Genomic DNA, 17,015 nt, shown 5'->3' on the forward strand with positions numbered 1-17,015 from the left:
TCACGGGGGCGGCCGCCCGAAACGGCAGCGACGCGGCTCAGGAGTGGCGGCCGAAGACCTGCGAGACGTACCACCGACCGTCGTCGCCCTTGCGCGCGGCGATCGCCATCCCGCGGTAGCGCCGCTCCAGGATGTTGGCACGGTGGTCCTTCGACTTCATCCACCCGTCGTCGACGACGGACCGGCCGGAGGTGAAGCCGGCGGCGACGTTCTCCCCCACCAGGTTGAGGTGGCAGGTGTCGAGGATCTTCTGGAGGTCCTGGTGGTAGATCTCCTGCTTGTGGGCCATCCGCCTGGCCTGCATCCGGGCGAAGCCCTGGAGGCAGTCGCTGCGGGTGAGCTTCACCCGGTCGTGCCGGAGCCGCTGGTGATTGGTGGCGACGAAGGCGTCGTGGGCGTAGGTGCCGGCGGGCGTCGCGGCCTGCGCGGGCACGGCGGGTGCGAGCGCGAGCGTGGTCAGGGCGGTGATGGTGACGGCCAGAGCCGCGTGTGGGCGCATGGGGGGCTGCTCCCTGGTCCGAGTTCCGAGGACTCGGGAGTCTAGCGAGGATCGACCTGCACGACCGCCGACCCGGTCGAGCCGACCGAGGCCCGTCCCGGCGAGCCGGGGACGGTGAGGGGCAGGTCGAGGGGTGCCCGGACCGTCACGGTGACCCGGTGCTGGGTGCCGTCCACGGCGACGTCGAAGCTGAGCCCGGGGTAGCTGGCGTAGGCCCCCACGTCGCTGAGGTAGGACTGCACGGCAGCACGCACCGCCTCCGGCGTGAGGGCGAGGTCGTCGGCGGGGACGCCGTGGGTGTAGGTCTCCTCCCCCGTGGCGCCGAGGTCGGCGCCGCGGAGCGCTGCCCCGTCGGCGAGGGTGTCGAGCCCCTGGCGCTGGAGGTACGCCGCGGACGCGTCGACGACCAGCGCCACCAGCATCGCCAGCACGATCGCGAAACCGACGATCATCACCGTGGCCTGGCCCTCGTCGGCCCGGCCGCCGTCCGCCGGGTCCCTCACCGGACCTCCTGGAACTGGCCGATCGGCACGGTGTGGCTGGCGTCGAGGGCGAAGCTCGGGGCGTCGCCACCGAACATGCTGGGCAGCAGCGGCAGGTCGACCCGCGAGTGGATGCTGACGGTGATCACCGACGTGCCGTTGTGGCAGTCGTGCGGGTAGGGCCGACAGGTCACGTCGACCGCGAGCGGCGCGGTGTCGAGCCCCTGGTCGGCCAGGGCCTGCCGGGCGGCCGCCTCGGCGCGGGCGCGACCCTGGGCGTCGGTCGGCGCCAGGGCGTAGGCGCGGCCGGCGGCCCGCGCCGCGGCGCTGACGGCGAAGGCGCCGCGCTGGACCTCGAAGACGGACAGCACGATCCACAGCATCGGGACCATCAGCAGGATCCCGAGCCAGGTGAGCTCGACCAGGGCACTGCCGCGCTGGTCCCTCGCCCGTCCCGGCCGGCGGGCGCTCACTGCGGGTCCTCCTCGACGGCGTGACCCGAGACCTCGAGCTCGACCGCCGGGCCGCCGATCCCGAGCGCCGGCACGCGTGCGTGCACGACGACCTCGACGCCGGGGGCGCCGTCGACGACAACGGGGCGCACCTCCACGTCCTGGGCGAACCGGCCCGACACGGCCCGGTCGATCTGCTCGCGGGTGCGTGCGCCCCCGTCGGCGAGGTCGCGGTCCTGGGTGGCGGCGTAGCGGGCGCCCTCCGACGCGGCCGCGGCGAGCGTGTTGCGGACGTAGAGCACCAGCCCCACCTGGAGGATGCCGAGGAAGAGCGGGACGAGCACGACCAGCACCAGCACGAAGTCCACGACCGCGGACCCCTGCTGACTGCGTGCCCGGCGAGCGCGCATCACGACGGCCGGTGCCTGCGCTAGTTGTGCACGGAGGCCAACGCGTCGCGGAGCATCGAGCCGAGCTCCGCCTTGGCAATGCCCCAGATGACCATCACCAGTCCGGCGGTCATGACCGTGATGAGCACCCACCCGGGGACGTCCCCGCGGTCGTCGCGGTCGTCGCGAGACCGGTGCGTGGTCAGGATGAGGAGCAGCCGGGTCGCGGCCAGCGTGAGGTGTTCCATCGGGTCGGTCCTTTCCGGGATGCCGGGGTCAGGGAGTGGTCAGGTGGAGGCCGATGACGCCCGGCCAGAAGGCGAAGAGCACGGTCACGGGGAGGACCAGGAACACGACGGGCACCATCATGAAGACCTCCTTGCGGGCCGCGACCTCGATCAGCTCGCGGCGGCCCGCCTCCCTCACGTCGGCGGCCTGCGCGTGCAGCACCTCGGCGAGCGGGGTGCCGCGCTCGACGGCCACCGCGATGCCCTGCGCGAAGCGGGCCACCAGCGGCAGGCCGGTGACCGAGGCCAGCCGGTCGAACGCCGCGCCGACCGGCTCGCCCGTGCGCACCGCCGCGAGCACCCGCGCGAGATCGGACGAGAGGGCCCCGCCGCTGCGGCTCACCACGCGGTCCAGGGCCGCCACCGGGCTCTCCCCCGCGGCGACGGCGAGGGCCAGCAGCTCGGCCACCGTCGGGAACTCGGCCAGGATCCGGCGCTCGCGCTGCTTGACCTGGTTGGACAGGTGGGTGTCGCGGGCGAGCACACCGACGACGAACGCGATCAGGCAGAGGATCAGCGAGGACACCGCCGCACCGGGGTCGGTGAGCGCGCGGAGGACGCCGTACGCCGCCGCGACCGCGAACGCCGCCACGCCCCACAGCACCTGCTCGATGCGGAACTCGTGGACGGTCTTGTCCAGGTCGGCACGCTCGAGCCGCCGACGCACGGACGTGGCACCGCCCAGCACCCGCTCGACCGTGTCGGCCGCCGAGCGGAGCACCGGTCCGAAGACGCCGGCCGCCGCCGACGTCGGCGACGACGAGACCACCCGGAGCCCGGGGGTGCGGCCCACCTGGGGCAGGTCGCGGACGTAGGGCAGCACGCGGACGGCGATCTGGGTGCGGCGCAGGGCCAGCACGCGGCTCGCGACCAGGAGCAACCCGGCGGCGAGGACCGCCCCGAGGACCGCGCCCCAACCGGCCGGGGTCACGACAGGATCCGCCGCTCGGTCGGGAGCCGGCCGATGCGCATCATCAGCCGGTAGGACACCAGGCACGCAGCAGCGCCGAAGACGAGGACGGCGACGCCGCCGGGCGAGGAGTAGCGGTGGATCACCTCGGACTGGAACGACATGAAGAGCAGGACCAGCCACGGTGACGCGACCGCCAGCCGCGCGCCGTTGATCGTCCACGCCTGGCGCGACTCCATCTCGGAGCGGGTGCGGGCCTCGTCGCGCAGGTAGCCCGAGAGGTTGCGCAGCAGCCGGCCCAGCTCTCCCCCACCCACTTCGCGGGCGATGCGCAACCCCTCGACGACGCGGTCCCCCACCGGGTCGGCCAGCCGGGCCTTGAGCCGGTCCAGGCTCTCCCCGAAGCGACCGGTGACCTGGTAGTCGAGCGCGAACTCGTCGAAGGCCTCCCGCAGCGGCTCGGGACCGCGGGCGCCCAGCGCGGCGAGCGCGTCCGGCAGCGACATGCCGGCCCGCACCGCCGACGCGAGGTTGTCGACCGCCTCAGGCCAGACCTCCGCGAACTCGCGCTGCCGCCGGCGGGCCCGCGACGAGACGACGCCCACCGGCAGCCACGTTCCCATCAGGCCGAACGCGACCGCGACCGGCGGCGTGCGCGACACGACCTGGATCGCCACCGCCACCACGAAGCCGAGGCTCAGGCACAGCAGCACGAAGCCGGTCGTCGACACGTGCCCGAGGCCGGCCCGGGCCAGCAGCTCGGTCGCTCGCCCCGGCGTACGCCGCCCTGCCCGCGGGCCTGCGGGCAGGAAGAACGCCGACCAGACCAGCATCAGCCCGATGCCGACACCGAGCCCGACCAGCGCCCCCATCAGCCGGCTCCGTTCAGGATCCGGTGCACGTCGATCCCGACCCGCTCGTAGAGCTCCGGGCGGGGCGGCATCCCGTTGGCCCACCGCAGCTCGCCGCCGACGCGGCGGAAGATCGGCTCGGTCTCGATGACGTCGGCCTCCGCCCGCCCCGGCACGCCCACGATCTCGTTGACGCGGCGTACGCCGTGGTGGTCGATCCCGAGGTGGACCACCAGGTCGACCGACGAGGCCACCGTCGGGACCACGAACCGGGCCGAGATGTTCTCACCCGCCAGCAGCGGCAGCGTGCACATCTTGACCAGGGCCTCACGGGCGCTGTTGGCATGGATGGTGCACATCCCGGGCAGCCCGGCGTTGAGGGCCAGGAGCAGGTCGAGGCACTCCTCGGAGCGCACCTCGCCGACGATGATCCGGCTCGGGCGCATTCGCAGGCTCTCCTTGACCAGGTCGCGCAGCCGGATCTCGCCGGTGCCCTCGAGGCCGGACTGGCGGGTCTGCAGCGGCACCCAGTCCGGGTGCGGGAAGCGCAGCTCGAAGACCTCCTCCGCCGAGATCACGCGCTCGCCGCCCGGGATGGCCGCCGCCAGGCAGTTGAGCATGGTGGTCTTGCCTGCTTGCGTACCGCCGGCGACCAGGACGTTGAGGCCGGCCCGCACGGAGGCCTCGAGGAACGCCGCGGCCGGCGGCGTCAGGCTGCCGAGCTCGACCAGGTCGTGGAGCCGCGCCGCCCGGAGCACGAACTTGCGGATGTTGACCGCCGAGAAGCCGCGACTGATGCCCTCGAGGACGACGTGCAGCCGGTGCCCCTGCGGCAGCATCGCGTCGACGAAGGGCTGGCTGATGTCGATGCGGCGGCCGCTGGACTTGAGCATCCGCTCGACGAGCTCCTGCACCTGCGCGGTGCTCAGCATCAGGTTGGTCAGCTCGTGGCGTCCGTTGCGCGCCACGAAGACCCGGCTGGGGTCGTTGATCCAGACCTCCTCGACTGCCAGAGCATGTTGAGTATTAACGATTAATCGCTGCGGGGGCCCACATGCTCCGCGCCGCCCGCCTGCACGACCTCGTCGAGCTCGGCAGCCTGACCGCCCGCGCCGCCGCCTTCCTCGAGGCGTCCGTCCGCGCCGGGCTCAAGGTGCTCGTCGCAGGCGGCACGCAGGCAGAAAGGCCTAGCAGATATTGACTCCGCGCGGTTCGACAGCTGGTACTGAAGTGGTCAGGCAGCGATCTCGGGTGCCACGTCGCGCCTCAGGTGCGTCGGGGATCCCGTCGGGGATGATGGCCCAGTGCTTCGCGAACAACTGGTTGCCCATCTGAAGCAGGTCGGGCCGGCGCCGTTCCTCTTCGTCGGCTCTGGCCTCCCGAGAAGGTACCTTGGAACTCCCGGCTGGGAGGGCCTGCTGCGCATGTTCGCCGACGTCGTCGGCGGCGACTACGACTACTACGCGCCGCGACGGCCGCCGGTGATCCCGCCAGGGTCGCGACGCTGATCGCGGAGGCGCTGCACGAGCGGTGGTGGACGACGGACGAGTTCGCGGCCACCAAGGAGAAGTTCGAGGGGAGGAAGCTCTCGACGCGCGACTCCGCGCTTAAGGCCGAGGTGGCGAGCTACTTCGGGGACAGATTGGGCGACCTCACTGACGACGAGGCGCTGGTCGCCGAGATGTGCCTGCTCCGCGACGCCGTCGTGGACGGCATCATCACCACGAACTACGACCCGCTGCTGGAGCACCTCTTCCCGGACTACGAGGTGTTCGTCGGCGAGGAGGATCTGCTCTTCTCCGACATCCAGGGGGTCGGCGAGATCTACAAGGTCCACGGCGACCACAACGACCCTGACTCTCTAATCCTGACGGCCGCCGACTACGAGCGGTTCACCGAGCGCAAGCCGTACCTGGCCGCGAAGCTACTGACGATCTTCGTCGAGCGGCCGATCGTGTTCCTGGGGTACTCGCTGTCCGACGAAAACGTCCTCGAGATCCTCCGCTCCATCGCCACGGCGCTGACTCGCGATCGTGTCGGTGACCTCCAGAACCGGCTGATCTTCGTGGAGTGGGACCCTGCGGCCGACGAGCACCCGCAACTGACCGGCACGGTGATCCCGGTCGACGGCGGGTTCAGCATCCCGGTCCAGCACGTGCGCGTGCGCGACTTCGTCGAGGTGTTCTCGGCCCTCGGGGAGCTTGAGCGGCGATTCCCGGCCCGGTACCTCCGCCACCTCAAGGAGCACGTCTACGAGCTGGTGCGGGACCAGGACCCACAGGGCCGGCTCTTCGTTGCTGACCTCGACCCAGGCGCGGACCTTGACGAGGTCGACATCGTCCTGGGCGTCGGAGCCATCTCGAAGGTGACCGAGTCCTACAAGGGCAAGACCAGGTTCGACCTGCTGAACGACGTCGTGAACAACAGCGGCCTCGCCGCCTCGCGCGTCGTCGAGGAGGCGCTCCCGACGATTCCAAGCCACCACACCGCCCCGGTGTACAAGTACCTGCGCGAGGCGGGACACCTGAACGATGACGGAACCATCAAGGACCCCTCGGTTCTCAACGAGCGAATCGTCCAGCGAGTCGCGCGAGGCGTAGACGCTTTCCAGCCGCCGCCGGGGTACAAGAGGCGAGCGGATGCGGCCGCGCAGGCGGCAGGCGACTTCGCGGGTCTCGTGGCGCAGAACGATCCCGGTGACGTCGTCATGTACGTGGCGCGTCTGCCCGAGGACAAGCAGGACCCCGAAGCCCTGCGGACCTTCCTGGCCGAGCACAAGCAGGAACTTCTGGTCGACGGCCACGCCCTCGACCAGACGCAGTGGTGCAAGGCCGTGTGTTTGTACGACTGGCTGGTCTACGGGAAGGCGTGACGGAGCATCCGTGTGACGTACGCGGCGCACCGGCCCCGCGTCCGCGATCGTGTCGGCGCGCCGTGTCAAAATCCTCCCGTGACTGAGCCGACCGCCCGAAGCTACAAGGTCGCCGGGCTGTTCGCCGGCATCGGAGGACTTGAGGTCGGCCTAGCCCGCGCAGGGCACGAGGCCTCGGTGCTCTGCGAGGTCTGGGAGCCCGCCAAGACCGTCCTCGAGCACCGGCTCCCGGGGCTGAAGATCGAGCCCGACGTGCAGGACCTGCGCGAGTTGCCGGCCGAGGTCGGGGTCATCACAGCCGGTTTCCCCTGCACTGACCTGTCGCAGGCCGGGCGCATGGCCGGGATCACCGGCAAGGCCTCCGGGCTCGTCGCCCACGTGTTCCGTCTGCTCGACGACCACGACCCGACCTGGCTTGTGCTCGAGAACGTCCGCAACATGCTCCGCTCGACGGCGGCCGCGCGATGCACTTCCTGGTGGAGCAGCTGGAGGCCCGCGGGTTCCGCTGGGCGTACCGCGTCGTCGACTCGCGCTTCACCGGAGTGCCGCAGCGCCGGCAGCGCGTGCTACTGGCGGCCAGCAAGACCGAGGACCCGCGGGACGTCCTGCTCGCGGACGATGCGGGCGAGCCGGAGGCCGACTACTACCGCGACGACATGACCGGCTTCTACTGGACCGAGGGCCTTCGGGGGCTCGGCTGGGCGCCCGACGGCGTCCCCACGCTCAAGGGCGGGTCGACCATCGGCATCCCCTCGCAGCCGGGGGTGTGGATCCGCGACGCCGAGGTCGGCCGCCAACTCGTCTACCCGTCCATCGAGGACGCCGAGGCGCTCCAGGGGTTCGAGCGCGGGTGGACCGCCGCGGTCGAGGCCCCCACGGCCAGGCGGGTGCTCGGCACGCGCTGGAAGCTGGTCGGCAACGCCGTGACCACCGGGGTTGCCGAGTGGCTTGGCCGGCGGCTGGCCAGCCCCGGCGAGTACGACGCCTCGGAGGCGACGCTCATGCGCGAGTCCGACCGATGGCCGGCCGCGGCGTGGGGCGGCAACGGCGAGCGCTGGAAGTCGCACGTCTCGATGTGGCCTGAGCGCCAGCCGTACACCCACTTGTCCGACCTGCTCGACCCCGAGGGGCTCACCCCGCTCTCCCTCCGGGCGGCGTCCGGGTTCCTCTCCAGGACCCAACGTGCCAAGCTACGGTTCGATGAGGACTTCCTGCTCGCGGTGAAGCGCCACGTCGAGTGGGCGGGAATGCTCTGACCCCAGGCTGCTGATCGCCTAAGGTCTCCGTCGTGGATGCCCCGGAGATCATGGCGCGCTCGATGAGCACGCCCCAGGAGACAGGCAAGTCCAAGGCCCTCTGGCAGTACCACTCGAGGTCGGACCGTCACTCCAAGGTGAGCTGCTGGGGAGTCCTCTTCGACCTGCTCCGCGAGTCGGCCCTCCTGCGAGAGCACGTGAGGGACGGCAAGGTGTTCTTCGGCGTCAACCACCCGATGGTGGACTACGTCCACAGGAAGAAGAAGAATCTCGACCTGGTGGTGTGCCGCCCCCAGACCCCGTGGCGCGGCAGGAACCTTCTTCAACTCGCCGCCGAATACAAGGTGAGGCTGACGCCCGCTCAGGCCGCCGAATTGGGCAAACTCCCCGTGATGCTCGAGGCGGAGGTCGGCGCCGTCTTGGTGGCGCTCGAGGCAAAGGCCTGCATGACCAAGCACTCGGCGTCCGTGCCGCGCCTATACGACGAGCTGAACTCGTCTCACCAGATCGTGCACGGGGCCTCGAACAACGCCCTGTCGATCGGCATGGTCACAGTCAACGTGGCGCACGAGTTCGTCAGCCCCGACCGGAACAAGTTCTTCGACCCCGCCATGCGGACCGACATCAGCAAGCACGGCCAGCCGAGGGCGGCCGAGAGCATCGTGAACATGGTCGGTGACCTGCCCCGGCGGACGAGCACCAGCGCGGTCGGGTACGACGGCCTGGGCATCGTCGCGCTCGACGTCAGGAACGACAACGTCGCGTCCGTGACGGTCCACACCGCGCACCCGGCGCCGAAGCCCGGCGACATTTTCCACTACGAGACGATGCTGCGCCGGATGGCGAATGAGTACGACTCCGCCTTCTCCCGGATCTGACGGGCCGGCCGCCCCGTCCGACGCGGCGCTGGCGCGGATGCAGCGCCAGGAGCGGACGGGGACGAAGCCGGAGCTGGCCGTCCGGCACCTGCTCCTTGCGAGGGGGCTCCGGTACCGGGTCGACTACAAGCTCCCGGTGCAGGGCGTTCGCCGCCGCTGCGACCACGCGTTCGTCGGGCCCCGCGTCGCCGTTTTCGTGGACGGTTGCTGGTGGCACCGGTGCCCGGTGCACGCCACGACGCCGAGTCGAACACAGACTGGTGGGTCGCGAAGCTGGACGCGAACGTTGCGCGCGACCGCGACACCGATCGGCGTCTTGCAGACGCCGGCTGGACTGTCATCCGGGCCTGGGAGCACGAGGACCCGGCCGAGGTGGCCGACCGGGTTGAGCACGTCGTCCGGGGCGGGGGCCGGACGCGGTCATAGAATGCAGCCGAGGGCGGGAGCTACTGCATTGCTCCCGCCCTCGCTTGTGCCGTCCTACGCGGCCTTGCCGGTGCGCTTCTCGAGCCAGGCCTTGCCCTTCGCCGTGATGGCCCGGGTGTCCGGGCCGGTCTTCTCGACGTAGCCCTTGCTCGTGACCGCGCCCGGGTTCCCCATGCCGGCCTTCTTGGCCGCCACGCGCACCTGGGCCAGCGTGAGCGTGCCGCCGGCATCGACGTAGGCCTGCAGGTACTTCACCCGCTTCGCCTCGTACGCCGGCAGTTCCGGCATGACCGGTCCCGAACTCGCGACGCCCGACGACGCGGACTGCATTGCCGTGCCTTCGATGACGTCGGCCAGCTCGATCGCGGCCCTGCCGATGATGCGGAGAACCTCCGCCGTCTGCTTCTCGTCCATGAAATCACCTCCTCCGGTGGACGTGACCAGAGTACACGGCTCATCACGAGACGTGAAGAGTCATGATGAGTCATCAGGTTCCGTGCAGATCACGACCGCTCTTCGAGGGCGCAGACACGGGCGGAGAGGCCGGCGATGGCCGCCTGGGCGGTCGCGAGCGCGGCCTCCAGCGCCTCGATGCGCTCCTCCATGACATTGGCCCTGTGGGTGCGGAGTTGCTCCGGCGAATCCGGCTTGCCGGAGTAGACCGTCGCGGAGAGCCGCCGGAGCCGGTCTTGTTGGCCAGGTCCGTGACGCGGAGGGCTGTGCCGCCGGTCGACGTCGTGCTTGTGTAGTTGATGCCGAGCGAGCCGTTGCCGTGGTCGTGGTTGATCGTGTGCGCGTGCGGCGGCAGGTTGGCGACCCCGATCAACGACGTGGCAGCGCCGCCCGAGGTACCCAGCGCCTTGGTGCCCGCGCCGACCGGGGTCATGTCGACCAGGTCGGCGACAACCACGCCGACCCCAGCCTGGACGCGGAACGTAGCTGGCCAAGTGCGGGACCGGCTCTCGTGCCAGCAGACCCCGAACGCCGGCGCGTTCGCCCGCCGTCAGGCGCCCACCTGGGCAAGCTCTCCTGCCAAGCTGGACGAGACGGCCCGCTCAGTCGCCGGCGCCGCCTGAACCGTGTCATGGAATCGCTGTTATCCGACACGGCCGGCGGCTGGCGCGTCGGTGGGGCTTCGGTGCCGGGCGACGGTGGGTCTTGAGCAGTGCGGCTAAATCGCCGCCCGAGGCGTCTAGCCTCGCGATAATCCCTCTCATGGCGGGATTGCTTCAGCGAGTAGAGGGCGTGAATTGGCACACTCGTCGCGAGATTCAGAGTGCGTTGAGGGAGCACTACAAGGAGGGGTTCAGCGCTGGACCTCCGCCTGTCCCGTGGCCGAACGAACTACGAGGCAGCGGCGGCCGCGGTTATACCCTTCCCAAGCTGCAAGAGTTATTTGCGTCCGACATCCCGCGATCTGAGGACGTTGTCGCGGCCACGATCCCGAGAAACTTGCCGACCGAAAGGGAGACGAGTATCTCTACATCCAGATGGACCTTGCCGACCGCTCGAAGAACGAGCCGGTCATGGTGCACCAGTCCAGCAAGGCCGGTCGGCGATGGTGGATGTTTGAGGATGCCCTCTACGTCACAACTGACCAAGACCTGACCACAGATGACGTTGCCGCCCTCATTCATGAGGCACAGAACACGAGGCGGCTTCGACTCGCCAAGGCACATGCAGTGGCGGCGATGAGCCGCGAACTCGACGCCAAAGCAAAGCGCCAGCCGATACCGCGAGACGTGAAGATTGCCGTTTGGCAACGCGACGGTGGTCGATGCGTCGAATGCGATTCGAACCAGAATCTTGAGTTCGACCACATCATCCCAATCTCGTTGGGTGGAGCGAACACGACAAGGAATCTGCAACTGCTCTGCGAATCATGCAATCGACGAAAGGGCGCATCCCTTGGATGAGATTCACTGAGCGCGACCGTCGGTTCCGCCTCGGGGCACGCCATCGGCGTCTTCGACCTTGAGGATCCGGGACGCACATATGACCCGCGGCCATCAGCAATTGACGGCACGGAGCGGAAGACCGTTTCAGCACCGTCGCCTCGCCCGCAGCACCCACTAGTTAGGCGCTCCGAACTACCTCGATAATCCGGGCGGCCGCCGCCGTCGGCGATTCGTGCTCCCAGACCCGTACGACTCGCCAGCCGCGACCCGCCAGAAGGCGATCGGTGTCCGCGTCCCGCTCCTTGTTCCGAGCGATCTTTGTCGACCAGTACGTCACGTTCGTCCTCGCGACCGTGCCGTGCTCAGGACATCCGTGCCAATAACAGCCGTCGACGAACGCAGCGACCTTCGCGCGCGTAAAGACCAGGTCTGCGCGCCGGTTCAGGTCCGGCAGCGGCCGGGCGTCGACTCTGTAGCGGAGCCCGGCCGCATGAACCAGTCGTCGCACCGCCATCTCCGGCGTCGTGTCCCGCCGTCGGTTTGCCTGCATCACCGCGCGAGCCGCAGGGGTCGATGCCCACGACTCGTAAGACAACGGCATGGTCCCGACTATGGCACCCAGCGCCGGTTCGACCAAAGGCCTGCGCGGAGGGACATCAGATGATCCGATTGGCCCGTGACTGTGGACCAGTGCTGGCACGGCAATCCGAGCAACCGCTGCGAACTCTGCCGGATGGCGCGCGCCCGTGAGCGGCTGACAACCATCAGCGCGCCGCCTCGTCGCAGTGGCGGCAACGGCGGGTTCAGCGGCGGCGGCGAGACGAAGCAGGATGTCCTCAACGACATCTGCGACATCCTTGAGATGCGGCGGATGACGGTCTCACTCGGTTCCAGCCTTCCGAGCACCGTGTTCGCCGAGGCTGCCCGCCAGGCCGGGGTTGCAAGCGGATCGATGCCGGAAGTCTGCGAGCGCATCGTTCACCGAGCGGGACACCGCTGGTCTCCCGCGTACGACTCGCGCGGGTCCATGTCCGGCGGTGGTTCGACGGTCACGCTCGAGGGAATCCAGGCCATGCGAGAGGCGCTGCGGCCGCTGCTCGCCCACTGATCCAGGGGTGCGAGGTAATCGTCGCGCGTGTCGCGGTTCGCTCGCATCACCGCGCGCAGGGGCTTGATGCCCACGATTGGTAGGTCCTGGTCATCGCCGGCCAGCATGCCAATCTGATCGGTCAACTCGGGGGTGGGGCAGAGTCCAACCGAGTCTCACGCCTCCGTGTTCCTGACTCACCAGCGGACGAGTACCGACGCGGTAGCCGGAACTCCGCCGCGTGGCACGCACGACTCGTGGCCGCTCACACCCTCAAGCCTGCCATCTGTGCGGATCGGCTCCCAGCGTCGAGCCCGGCTGGTACCTATTACGCCATGGGATCCGAGATCGTCGACCAGATCGGGCCTGATGGCTCCTTTGTCCAGGACGTCGACACCACGCTGTCACCGAGCCGGAAGCGCGAGTTGCTGATTGATGCCCTGCCGGGCACGCAGATCGAGGACTATGCCGATCACCGGGTAGTGCGCTTCAAGGACCAGGTCATCCTGACCAAGCAGGTCACGCACCTCGGTCGACCGTGGGAGGCTTTCAAGAAGCGGATCCAGATCCCGCGCGACTGGCTCGATGTCTGGTGGCGGGGGGAAGTCGACGGGCTCACGGTGCGGTTCGTCGGCGTCTACCACTACGGCGAGACGACGATCTTCGTCGACTTCGACCCCACCACCTATGTCAAGCGCAAGGCCAACAACTCGGCCGCGCACGTCTCCACGAACGACCTGTTCCAAGCTCAGACGCTCGGGCAGTTCGCCCGCGAGGACAAGAACGGCAATCGGCTCACCAGCGTGCGGGCCGACCAGTTCGCGACGTACCTGCTAGCGGGCTTCGAGGAGAAGAACCCGCACATCGAGGTGTTCGACCGATTCAGCGATGAGTTCTTGAACGGTGCGAGGATCGACGGCCTGACTGCGGTGCAGGAGATGCACGTCGCTAACTGGCCGGACAAGTTCCAGACCGAGTGGGCGGGGTTCTACGTCGAGTTCCGGCTGAGCCGCTACATCAATCAGCACGGGCTCGGTGATCTCGTAGTGGTCCAGAAGGACAAGCGCAGGGGCGAGTTCGACTACGACCTGCGCCTCCTCAACAAGGGCGTGCTCGAGCACTACGGCGACCTGAAGGCCTCGAACATCGCCATCAGTGACTCACCGGGCAACGACGCGGCCGACTTCTTCCGCTGCCTAGAGGAGACCGGCCGCTTCTGGTACGTCATCTACGAGCATCAGACCTGGCATGGGCGCGACAACGACGACGTGTCCACGATCGCATGGAACGACTGGCGCCGGTCGGCTGGGCACGTCGGGCGGAGCCAGGTGTACGACCCGCTCTCTTACGCCGGGAGGTTCAAGGAGGCGGTGCGGTTCGTCCGCGTGAAGATCCTCGAGGTCAACCAGGCGAACATCGGCATCGTGCTCGGGGACTTCCAGAAGGACTTCAAGCAGGCCGACGGCGTCACGCCCCGCAAGGGCAAGGTCATGATCAAGAAGAAGGACATCGACAACTTCCTGATCTACACGAAGTCGATCGTGGCTCCCACTAGGGCGTAGGGCCCATCGCCTCCAGCACCGGATCTGGCGACAGCGGCGCCTTCCAAACGGCCTCGAGGATTCGTCGACCAGCGGCGGTGCGCTTGAGCACGTCCTCGTCGCGGCGCACGTGCTCCCGCAGGATGTGCCAGACCGCGCCGACGTTTTACGCCGTTTGCCCATCTGCTTATAGGTGGCCGCGGGACGCTGGTCTCCGAAGTCGTACCAATCGGGCAGACCCTGCAGCCTTGCAGTCTCGCGCGGGGACAGCCTCCGCTCGCGCGGGCCGACGATCGAAGTCTGCGTGATCGCGACCAGCGCCGGCAGGTAGGTCGGGCGCTTGGCCGGATGCCTGACGGCGGAAGTGCATCACGGTTGTCCCAAAGTCGCGGGGTGTCCTGGGCCTGCCATTCGAGCTTGCGGCGCGACGGCGGGAACTTCTCGGTGTAGACGCCCCACTTCTTGGCCCACGGATCGATCCAGTCGCGGTGCCGCGCGTACAGGTCGTAGTTCTTGGCGAGGTGCCCCGCCTTCCACTTGGCAACTCGCCGTCGCGCTCCATCAGGTCGCGGTAACCGGGCACGAACCCGAAAGCTTTGACGACCTGGGCGAAGTCCCGCCACGCGTCTGCCCAGATCGGAAAGCCGGGGGACGGCGGCCGTCGGTGTGCTCGTACCAAGACTGAACAAAATCGTCCCAGGCGTCGATCCAGACGCGCTCCGCGCCGGTCAGGTTGCAACCCGGGATGTTGTGGCTGTCGTCGAGGAGGTCCTCAGGTGCCACTCCTGCTTCGGGTCGAACCCATCTATGCCACCCGTCGGATACGCGACCGGCGCGACGTCGGCATCGTCGCCGATGCCGGCGGGGTTGTGCGTCGCCGTGATGAACACGCGCTCGCGGACTTGGGGACGGCCGCCACGCTCGGCGGCAGAAGGTGCGGCGAGAAGATGGCTGGGGTGTCCGACACCGGTAGCCCTCATCGCGAAGGGTCTCGATAATCACCTCCCACTCGTGGAGGTGGCGCGGTCCCGCCAGATGCGAACGTTCTCAAGCAGCACGACCTTGGGCTTGCGCCTCTCGATGATCTGAAGGATGTTCCAGTAGAGCGTGCCCCGCGTCTCCTCCATGCCGCGCTGGGCGCCTGACTTCGAGAACGGCTGGCAAGGGAACCCGGCGGCCAGGATCTCGTGTGCCGGGATCTTCATGAGGTCCTCGTCGGCGTCCTTGGTGACGTCGCCGAGCGGATCGCGGCCCCAGTTCCTTCGGTAAACCTCGGCGGCCGACTTGTCGATCTCGACCGAGTACACGCACTCGCCGCCGTAAGACTTGAGCGCGGCGTGGAATCCCCCGACGCCAGCAAACAGGTCAATAAAGCGGAATGGAGGAGTGTCGGCCATAACGCTGTAGCTTACGGCACTGAGCGCCCCGTTTCGGCCAAGGGTCCGGCGTGTCGTCGAGCTAGTGTTCGACGACACGCCGATCATCGCCGAGTACTTTCCTGTGGACCGGTTGCCGCAAGGATCCCAGAGAGCTCATCCTGACGGAATGACGACGGGTGACGGTCGTCCATCCCCGGTATCAGCTCAGCCGAGCAGGGCTGTCAGCGAGCGCCTCCAACGCGCACGCCTTCGCGCCTTTCTACGAGCGGGCCGGGGGACTCCCGAGCCGTCTCAGTCGGGAGACACCGAACCTGGCACAGTTGACGAGTTGACCGTTCTGCTTGAGCGGACCGCAGGTCTCTACGCCGCCTCGGTGACTGAGGACACCAGGACGGCTTACGTCCGTCGCTGGCGCTTGTTCGAGGGCTGGTGTCGGGCGCATGACCTTGTCTCGCTACCGGCCAGTGGCGAGACGGTGATGCTGTATCTGTCGGCCGCGACCCAGGACGGGGGCTTCGCGCTTAGCACGCTTCGTGGATGGATGGCTGCCATCAACCGGGTGCATCTGGAGGCCGGTCTACCGCCGCCGGGTCAGCATCCGGCTATGGGTATGTTCCTCCGTGGATTGAGCCGCCAGCTGCCGCACCGGGCGGCAGCGCCCCAGATGTCCGCCCTGCGCATCGACGGTGTGCGTGCGATCTGTAAGGCGCTCGAGGTCGAGACCACGGACTTCCGCACGCTCCGAGACAGAGCGCTGCTGTGCTTGCATGCACTGGGTCTCGGCGACGGTGAGATCTCGAGGCTGAGCTGGGATGACATCCACCTGAGCCGTCACGCGCTACGCATCCACGTTCGCTCGCCAAGACCAGGCCGCCCGTCGCATCACGTCGAGGTCCGGGCCGGGCACTCCTTGGGTGATGTCTCCATCGCCGCACTCCGGGCACTCGAAGCTCACACTCGCGGCCCAGCCCACGACGGAACCTGGCCGGTGTTCACCCCGGCGCCCACGACGGCCCGATCGGGGTGTGACGCCCTCAGCCCCAAGGGCGTCTTCCAGGTGCGGAAGTCGCGACTCACCTCGCTCGGTGCCGGAGGAGAGAGAGCAAGCACGGAGGCGGCGATCCTCCTTCTGGACGGATCGCCGAGCATGGTGCTTCGCGACACCGCGTTGATCTTGGTCGGTTTCGCTGGCGCCTTCCGCCGCAACGAGCTCACCGGACTTGTGTGGGACGACGTCGCCGTGTCGAGCGAGGGTCTGGTCGTGACGCTCCGCCGGTCGAAAACAGATCTCGCTGGCCGAGGATGCGAGGTGGGGATTCCCCGCGGCCGCAGTGAGTTGACCTGCCCGGTGACGGCCATGCAGCGCTGGCGAGACCGCTGCCTGTTGCAGCTCAACGCAGGGCGAACGGATCCCTCTAGCACCGGCGACGCGCGCAATCCCTCAGGCAACTCCGAGGCAGGCGACCCGGCCGGCGTGCTCCGTGAGCAGCCCGTCTTCTGCACGGTCGGACGAGCCGGACGACTCGGCACCAGGCCACTCACAGCAGAGGCCCTGACCCGCGTGGTCCGGCTTCGCGCGAGCCAGGCGGGCATCGAAGGCCACTGGGGTGGGCGCAGCCTGAGGGCCGGCTTCATCAGCACCGCCGCGGACCTTGAGATACCACTGGAAGCCATCGCCCGGCAGAGCCGGCACGCCACCCTCGACACGCTTGCTATGTACATCCGCCACGATGACCCGTTCCGCCGCAACCCGGCGGCCCGCGTCGGCCTGTAACGCCGGCTGAACTGGACCGCAGGCCATGGTCGAC

20 protein-coding genes and 2 pseudogenes are annotated in these 17,015 nt (G+C 68.7%); 10 read left to right on the forward strand and 12 right to left on the reverse strand.

Annotated features, from left to right (window positions below; genetic code table 11):
- Positions 1–37: 37 nt before the first annotated feature.
- The 8 genes from H0S67_RS17180 to H0S67_RS17215 form a co-directional block, all read right to left on the reverse strand.
- On the reverse strand, positions 38–499 hold the full coding sequence (locus H0S67_RS17180; protein WP_180934021.1) for a CAP domain-containing protein: 462 nt from the start codon (positions 497–499) through the stop codon (positions 38–40).
- Between the two features lie 41 nt (positions 500–540).
- Positions 541–1,002, reverse strand: a complete 462-nt coding sequence (locus H0S67_RS17185) for a Tad domain-containing protein (RefSeq protein WP_246354834.1) — start codon at positions 1,000–1,002, stop codon at positions 541–543.
- Entirely contained in the window at positions 999–1,454 is a 456-nt protein-coding gene (locus tag H0S67_RS17190; protein WP_180934022.1) for a hypothetical protein, read from the reverse strand. The genes H0S67_RS17185 and H0S67_RS17190 overlap by 4 nt, the downstream gene beginning before the upstream one ends.
- The gene (locus tag H0S67_RS17195) at positions 1,451–1,801 is read right to left on the reverse strand and encodes a TadE family protein (RefSeq protein WP_246354835.1); all 351 of its coding nucleotides are present in this window, start codon (positions 1,799–1,801) and stop codon (positions 1,451–1,453) included. Before H0S67_RS17195 ends, H0S67_RS17190 begins: the two co-directional genes overlap by 4 nt.
- Before the next feature lie 62 nt (positions 1,802–1,863).
- Complete coding sequence (locus tag H0S67_RS17200; protein ID WP_180934024.1) at positions 1,864–2,070, reverse strand: hypothetical protein; 207 nt, start codon at positions 2,068–2,070, stop codon at positions 1,864–1,866.
- 28 nt (positions 2,071–2,098) lie between these two features.
- Positions 2,099–3,040: a type II secretion system F family protein gene (locus H0S67_RS17205; RefSeq protein ID WP_180934025.1), complete on the reverse strand. Its 942-nt coding sequence runs from the start codon at positions 3,038–3,040 to the stop codon at positions 2,099–2,101.
- A complete protein-coding gene (locus H0S67_RS17210; RefSeq protein ID WP_180934026.1) occupies positions 3,037–3,891 on the reverse strand; it encodes a type II secretion system F family protein in 855 nt (284 codons plus the stop codon). Before H0S67_RS17210 ends, H0S67_RS17205 begins: the two co-directional genes overlap by 4 nt.
- Positions 3,891–4,904 (reverse strand): TadA family conjugal transfer-associated ATPase, encoded by a 1,014-nt coding sequence (locus H0S67_RS17215; RefSeq protein WP_343050511.1) that lies wholly within the window; start codon positions 4,902–4,904, stop codon positions 3,891–3,893. The genes H0S67_RS17210 and H0S67_RS17215 overlap by 1 nt, the downstream gene beginning before the upstream one ends.
- Before the next feature lie 20 nt (positions 4,905–4,924).
- Here H0S67_RS17215 and H0S67_RS17220 point away from each other — a divergent pair, with 20 nt between their 5' ends.
- The 6 genes and pseudogenes from H0S67_RS17220 to H0S67_RS17240 all read left to right on the forward strand — a co-directional run bounded on the left by H0S67_RS17220 (position 4,925) and on the right by H0S67_RS17240 (position 9,444).
- A complete protein-coding gene (locus H0S67_RS17220) occupies positions 4,925–5,071 on the forward strand; it encodes a hypothetical protein (RefSeq protein ID WP_180934027.1) in 147 nt (48 codons plus the stop codon).
- Between the two features lie 417 nt (positions 5,072–5,488).
- Positions 5,489–6,742 carry an SIR2 family NAD-dependent protein deacylase gene (locus tag H0S67_RS17225; RefSeq protein WP_180934028.1) on the forward strand — a complete coding sequence of 418 codons (1,254 nt, stop codon included), beginning with the start codon at positions 5,489–5,491 and terminating at the stop codon, positions 6,740–6,742.
- Positions 6,743–6,820: 78 nt separating this feature from the next.
- Positions 6,821–7,135: pseudogene (locus H0S67_RS27540) on the forward strand (DNA cytosine methyltransferase); the annotation flags it as partial.
- Positions 7,136–7,206: 71 nt separating this feature from the next.
- Positions 7,207–7,998: a DNA cytosine methyltransferase gene (locus tag H0S67_RS17230; protein WP_343050159.1), complete on the forward strand. Its 792-nt coding sequence runs from the start codon at positions 7,207–7,209 to the stop codon at positions 7,996–7,998.
- Positions 7,999–8,210: 212 nt separating this feature from the next.
- The gene (locus tag H0S67_RS17235; RefSeq protein WP_180934029.1) at positions 8,211–8,876 is read left to right on the forward strand and encodes a hypothetical protein; all 666 of its coding nucleotides are present in this window, start codon (positions 8,211–8,213) and stop codon (positions 8,874–8,876) included.
- 37 nt (positions 8,877–8,913) lie between these two features.
- Positions 8,914–9,444, forward strand: coding sequence for a PDDEXK family nuclease (locus H0S67_RS17240; RefSeq protein WP_246354837.1), 531 nt, complete (start codon positions 8,914–8,916; stop codon positions 9,442–9,444).
- Here H0S67_RS17240 and H0S67_RS17245 read toward each other — a convergent pair.
- The gene (locus H0S67_RS17245; RefSeq protein ID WP_180934030.1) at positions 9,357–9,716 is read right to left on the reverse strand and encodes a hypothetical protein; all 360 of its coding nucleotides are present in this window, start codon (positions 9,714–9,716) and stop codon (positions 9,357–9,359) included. The two genes, H0S67_RS17240 and H0S67_RS17245, sit on opposite strands and share 88 nt — an antisense overlap.
- A gap of 1,076 nt (positions 9,717–10,792) precedes the next feature.
- Between H0S67_RS17245 and H0S67_RS17250 the strand changes: the two genes are divergently transcribed.
- Complete coding sequence (locus tag H0S67_RS17250) at positions 10,793–11,218, forward strand: HNH endonuclease (RefSeq protein ID WP_180934031.1); 426 nt, start codon at positions 10,793–10,795, stop codon at positions 11,216–11,218.
- A 160-nt stretch (positions 11,219–11,378) separates the two neighbouring features.
- On the opposite strand, the gene H0S67_RS17255 is transcribed toward H0S67_RS17250, so the two are convergent.
- A complete protein-coding gene (locus H0S67_RS17255) occupies positions 11,379–11,801 on the reverse strand; it encodes a very short patch repair endonuclease (RefSeq protein WP_180934032.1) in 423 nt (140 codons plus the stop codon).
- A 75-nt stretch (positions 11,802–11,876) separates the two neighbouring features.
- Here H0S67_RS17255 and H0S67_RS17260 point away from each other — a divergent pair, with 75 nt between their 5' ends.
- Positions 11,877–12,308 (forward strand): hypothetical protein, encoded by a 432-nt coding sequence (locus H0S67_RS17260; protein ID WP_180934033.1) that lies wholly within the window; start codon positions 11,877–11,879, stop codon positions 12,306–12,308.
- A gap of 314 nt (positions 12,309–12,622) precedes the next feature.
- Positions 12,623–13,849 (forward strand): hypothetical protein, encoded by a 1,227-nt coding sequence (locus H0S67_RS25745; protein ID WP_180934034.1) that lies wholly within the window; start codon positions 12,623–12,625, stop codon positions 13,847–13,849.
- Between the two features lie 210 nt (positions 13,850–14,059).
- On the opposite strand, the pseudogene H0S67_RS28370 reads toward H0S67_RS25745, so the two are convergent.
- Positions 14,060–14,155, reverse strand: a pseudogene (locus H0S67_RS28370) (hypothetical protein); the annotation flags it as partial.
- A 671-nt stretch (positions 14,156–14,826) separates the two neighbouring features.
- Positions 14,827–15,225 carry a DNA (cytosine-5-)-methyltransferase gene (dcm, locus tag H0S67_RS17275; protein ID WP_180934035.1) on the reverse strand — a complete coding sequence of 133 codons (399 nt, stop codon included), beginning with the start codon at positions 15,223–15,225 and terminating at the stop codon, positions 14,827–14,829.
- Between the two features lie 310 nt (positions 15,226–15,535).
- On the opposite strand from dcm, the gene H0S67_RS17280 reads away from it, so the two are divergent.
- Complete coding sequence (locus tag H0S67_RS17280; RefSeq protein ID WP_180934036.1) at positions 15,536–16,981, forward strand: site-specific integrase; 1,446 nt, start codon at positions 15,536–15,538, stop codon at positions 16,979–16,981.
- The last annotated feature ends 34 nt before the right edge of the window (positions 16,982–17,015 follow it).

The sequence above is a fragment of the Nocardioides ungokensis genome (assembly GCF_013466985.1).
GTDB lineage: Bacteria > Actinomycetota > Actinomycetes > Propionibacteriales > Nocardioidaceae > Nocardioides > Nocardioides ungokensis.

Bases quoted from the DNA above. Each gene is read 5' to 3' on its own strand.
- H0S67_RS17180 (WP_180934021.1), bottom strand. From the start codon at position 499: ATGCGCCCACACGCGGCTCTGGCCGTCACCATCACCGCCCTGACCACG.
- H0S67_RS17200 (WP_180934024.1), bottom strand. From the start codon at position 2,070: ATGGAACACCTCACGCTGGCCGCGACCCGGCTGCTCCTCATCCTGACC.
- H0S67_RS17210 (WP_180934026.1), bottom strand. From the start codon at position 3,891: ATGGGGGCGCTGGTCGGGCTCGGTGTCGGCATCGGGCTGATGCTGGTC.
- H0S67_RS17220 (WP_180934027.1), top strand. From the start codon at position 4,925: ATGCTCCGCGCCGCCCGCCTGCACGACCTCGTCGAGCTCGGCAGCCTG.
- H0S67_RS17230 (WP_343050159.1), top strand. From the start codon at position 7,207: ATGCACTTCCTGGTGGAGCAGCTGGAGGCCCGCGGGTTCCGCTGGGCG.
- H0S67_RS17240 (WP_246354837.1), top strand. From the start codon at position 8,914: ATGCAGCGCCAGGAGCGGACGGGGACGAAGCCGGAGCTGGCCGTCCGG.
- H0S67_RS17245 (WP_180934030.1), bottom strand. From the start codon at position 9,716: ATGGACGAGAAGCAGACGGCGGAGGTTCTCCGCATCATCGGCAGGGCC.
- H0S67_RS17250 (WP_180934031.1), top strand. From the start codon at position 10,793: ATGGACCTTGCCGACCGCTCGAAGAACGAGCCGGTCATGGTGCACCAG.
- H0S67_RS17255 (WP_180934032.1), bottom strand. From the start codon at position 11,801: ATGCCGTTGTCTTACGAGTCGTGGGCATCGACCCCTGCGGCTCGCGCG.
- H0S67_RS25745 (WP_180934034.1), top strand. From the start codon at position 12,623: ATGGGATCCGAGATCGTCGACCAGATCGGGCCTGATGGCTCCTTTGTC.
- dcm (WP_180934035.1), bottom strand. From the start codon at position 15,225: ATGGCCGACACTCCTCCATTCCGCTTTATTGACCTGTTTGCTGGCGTC.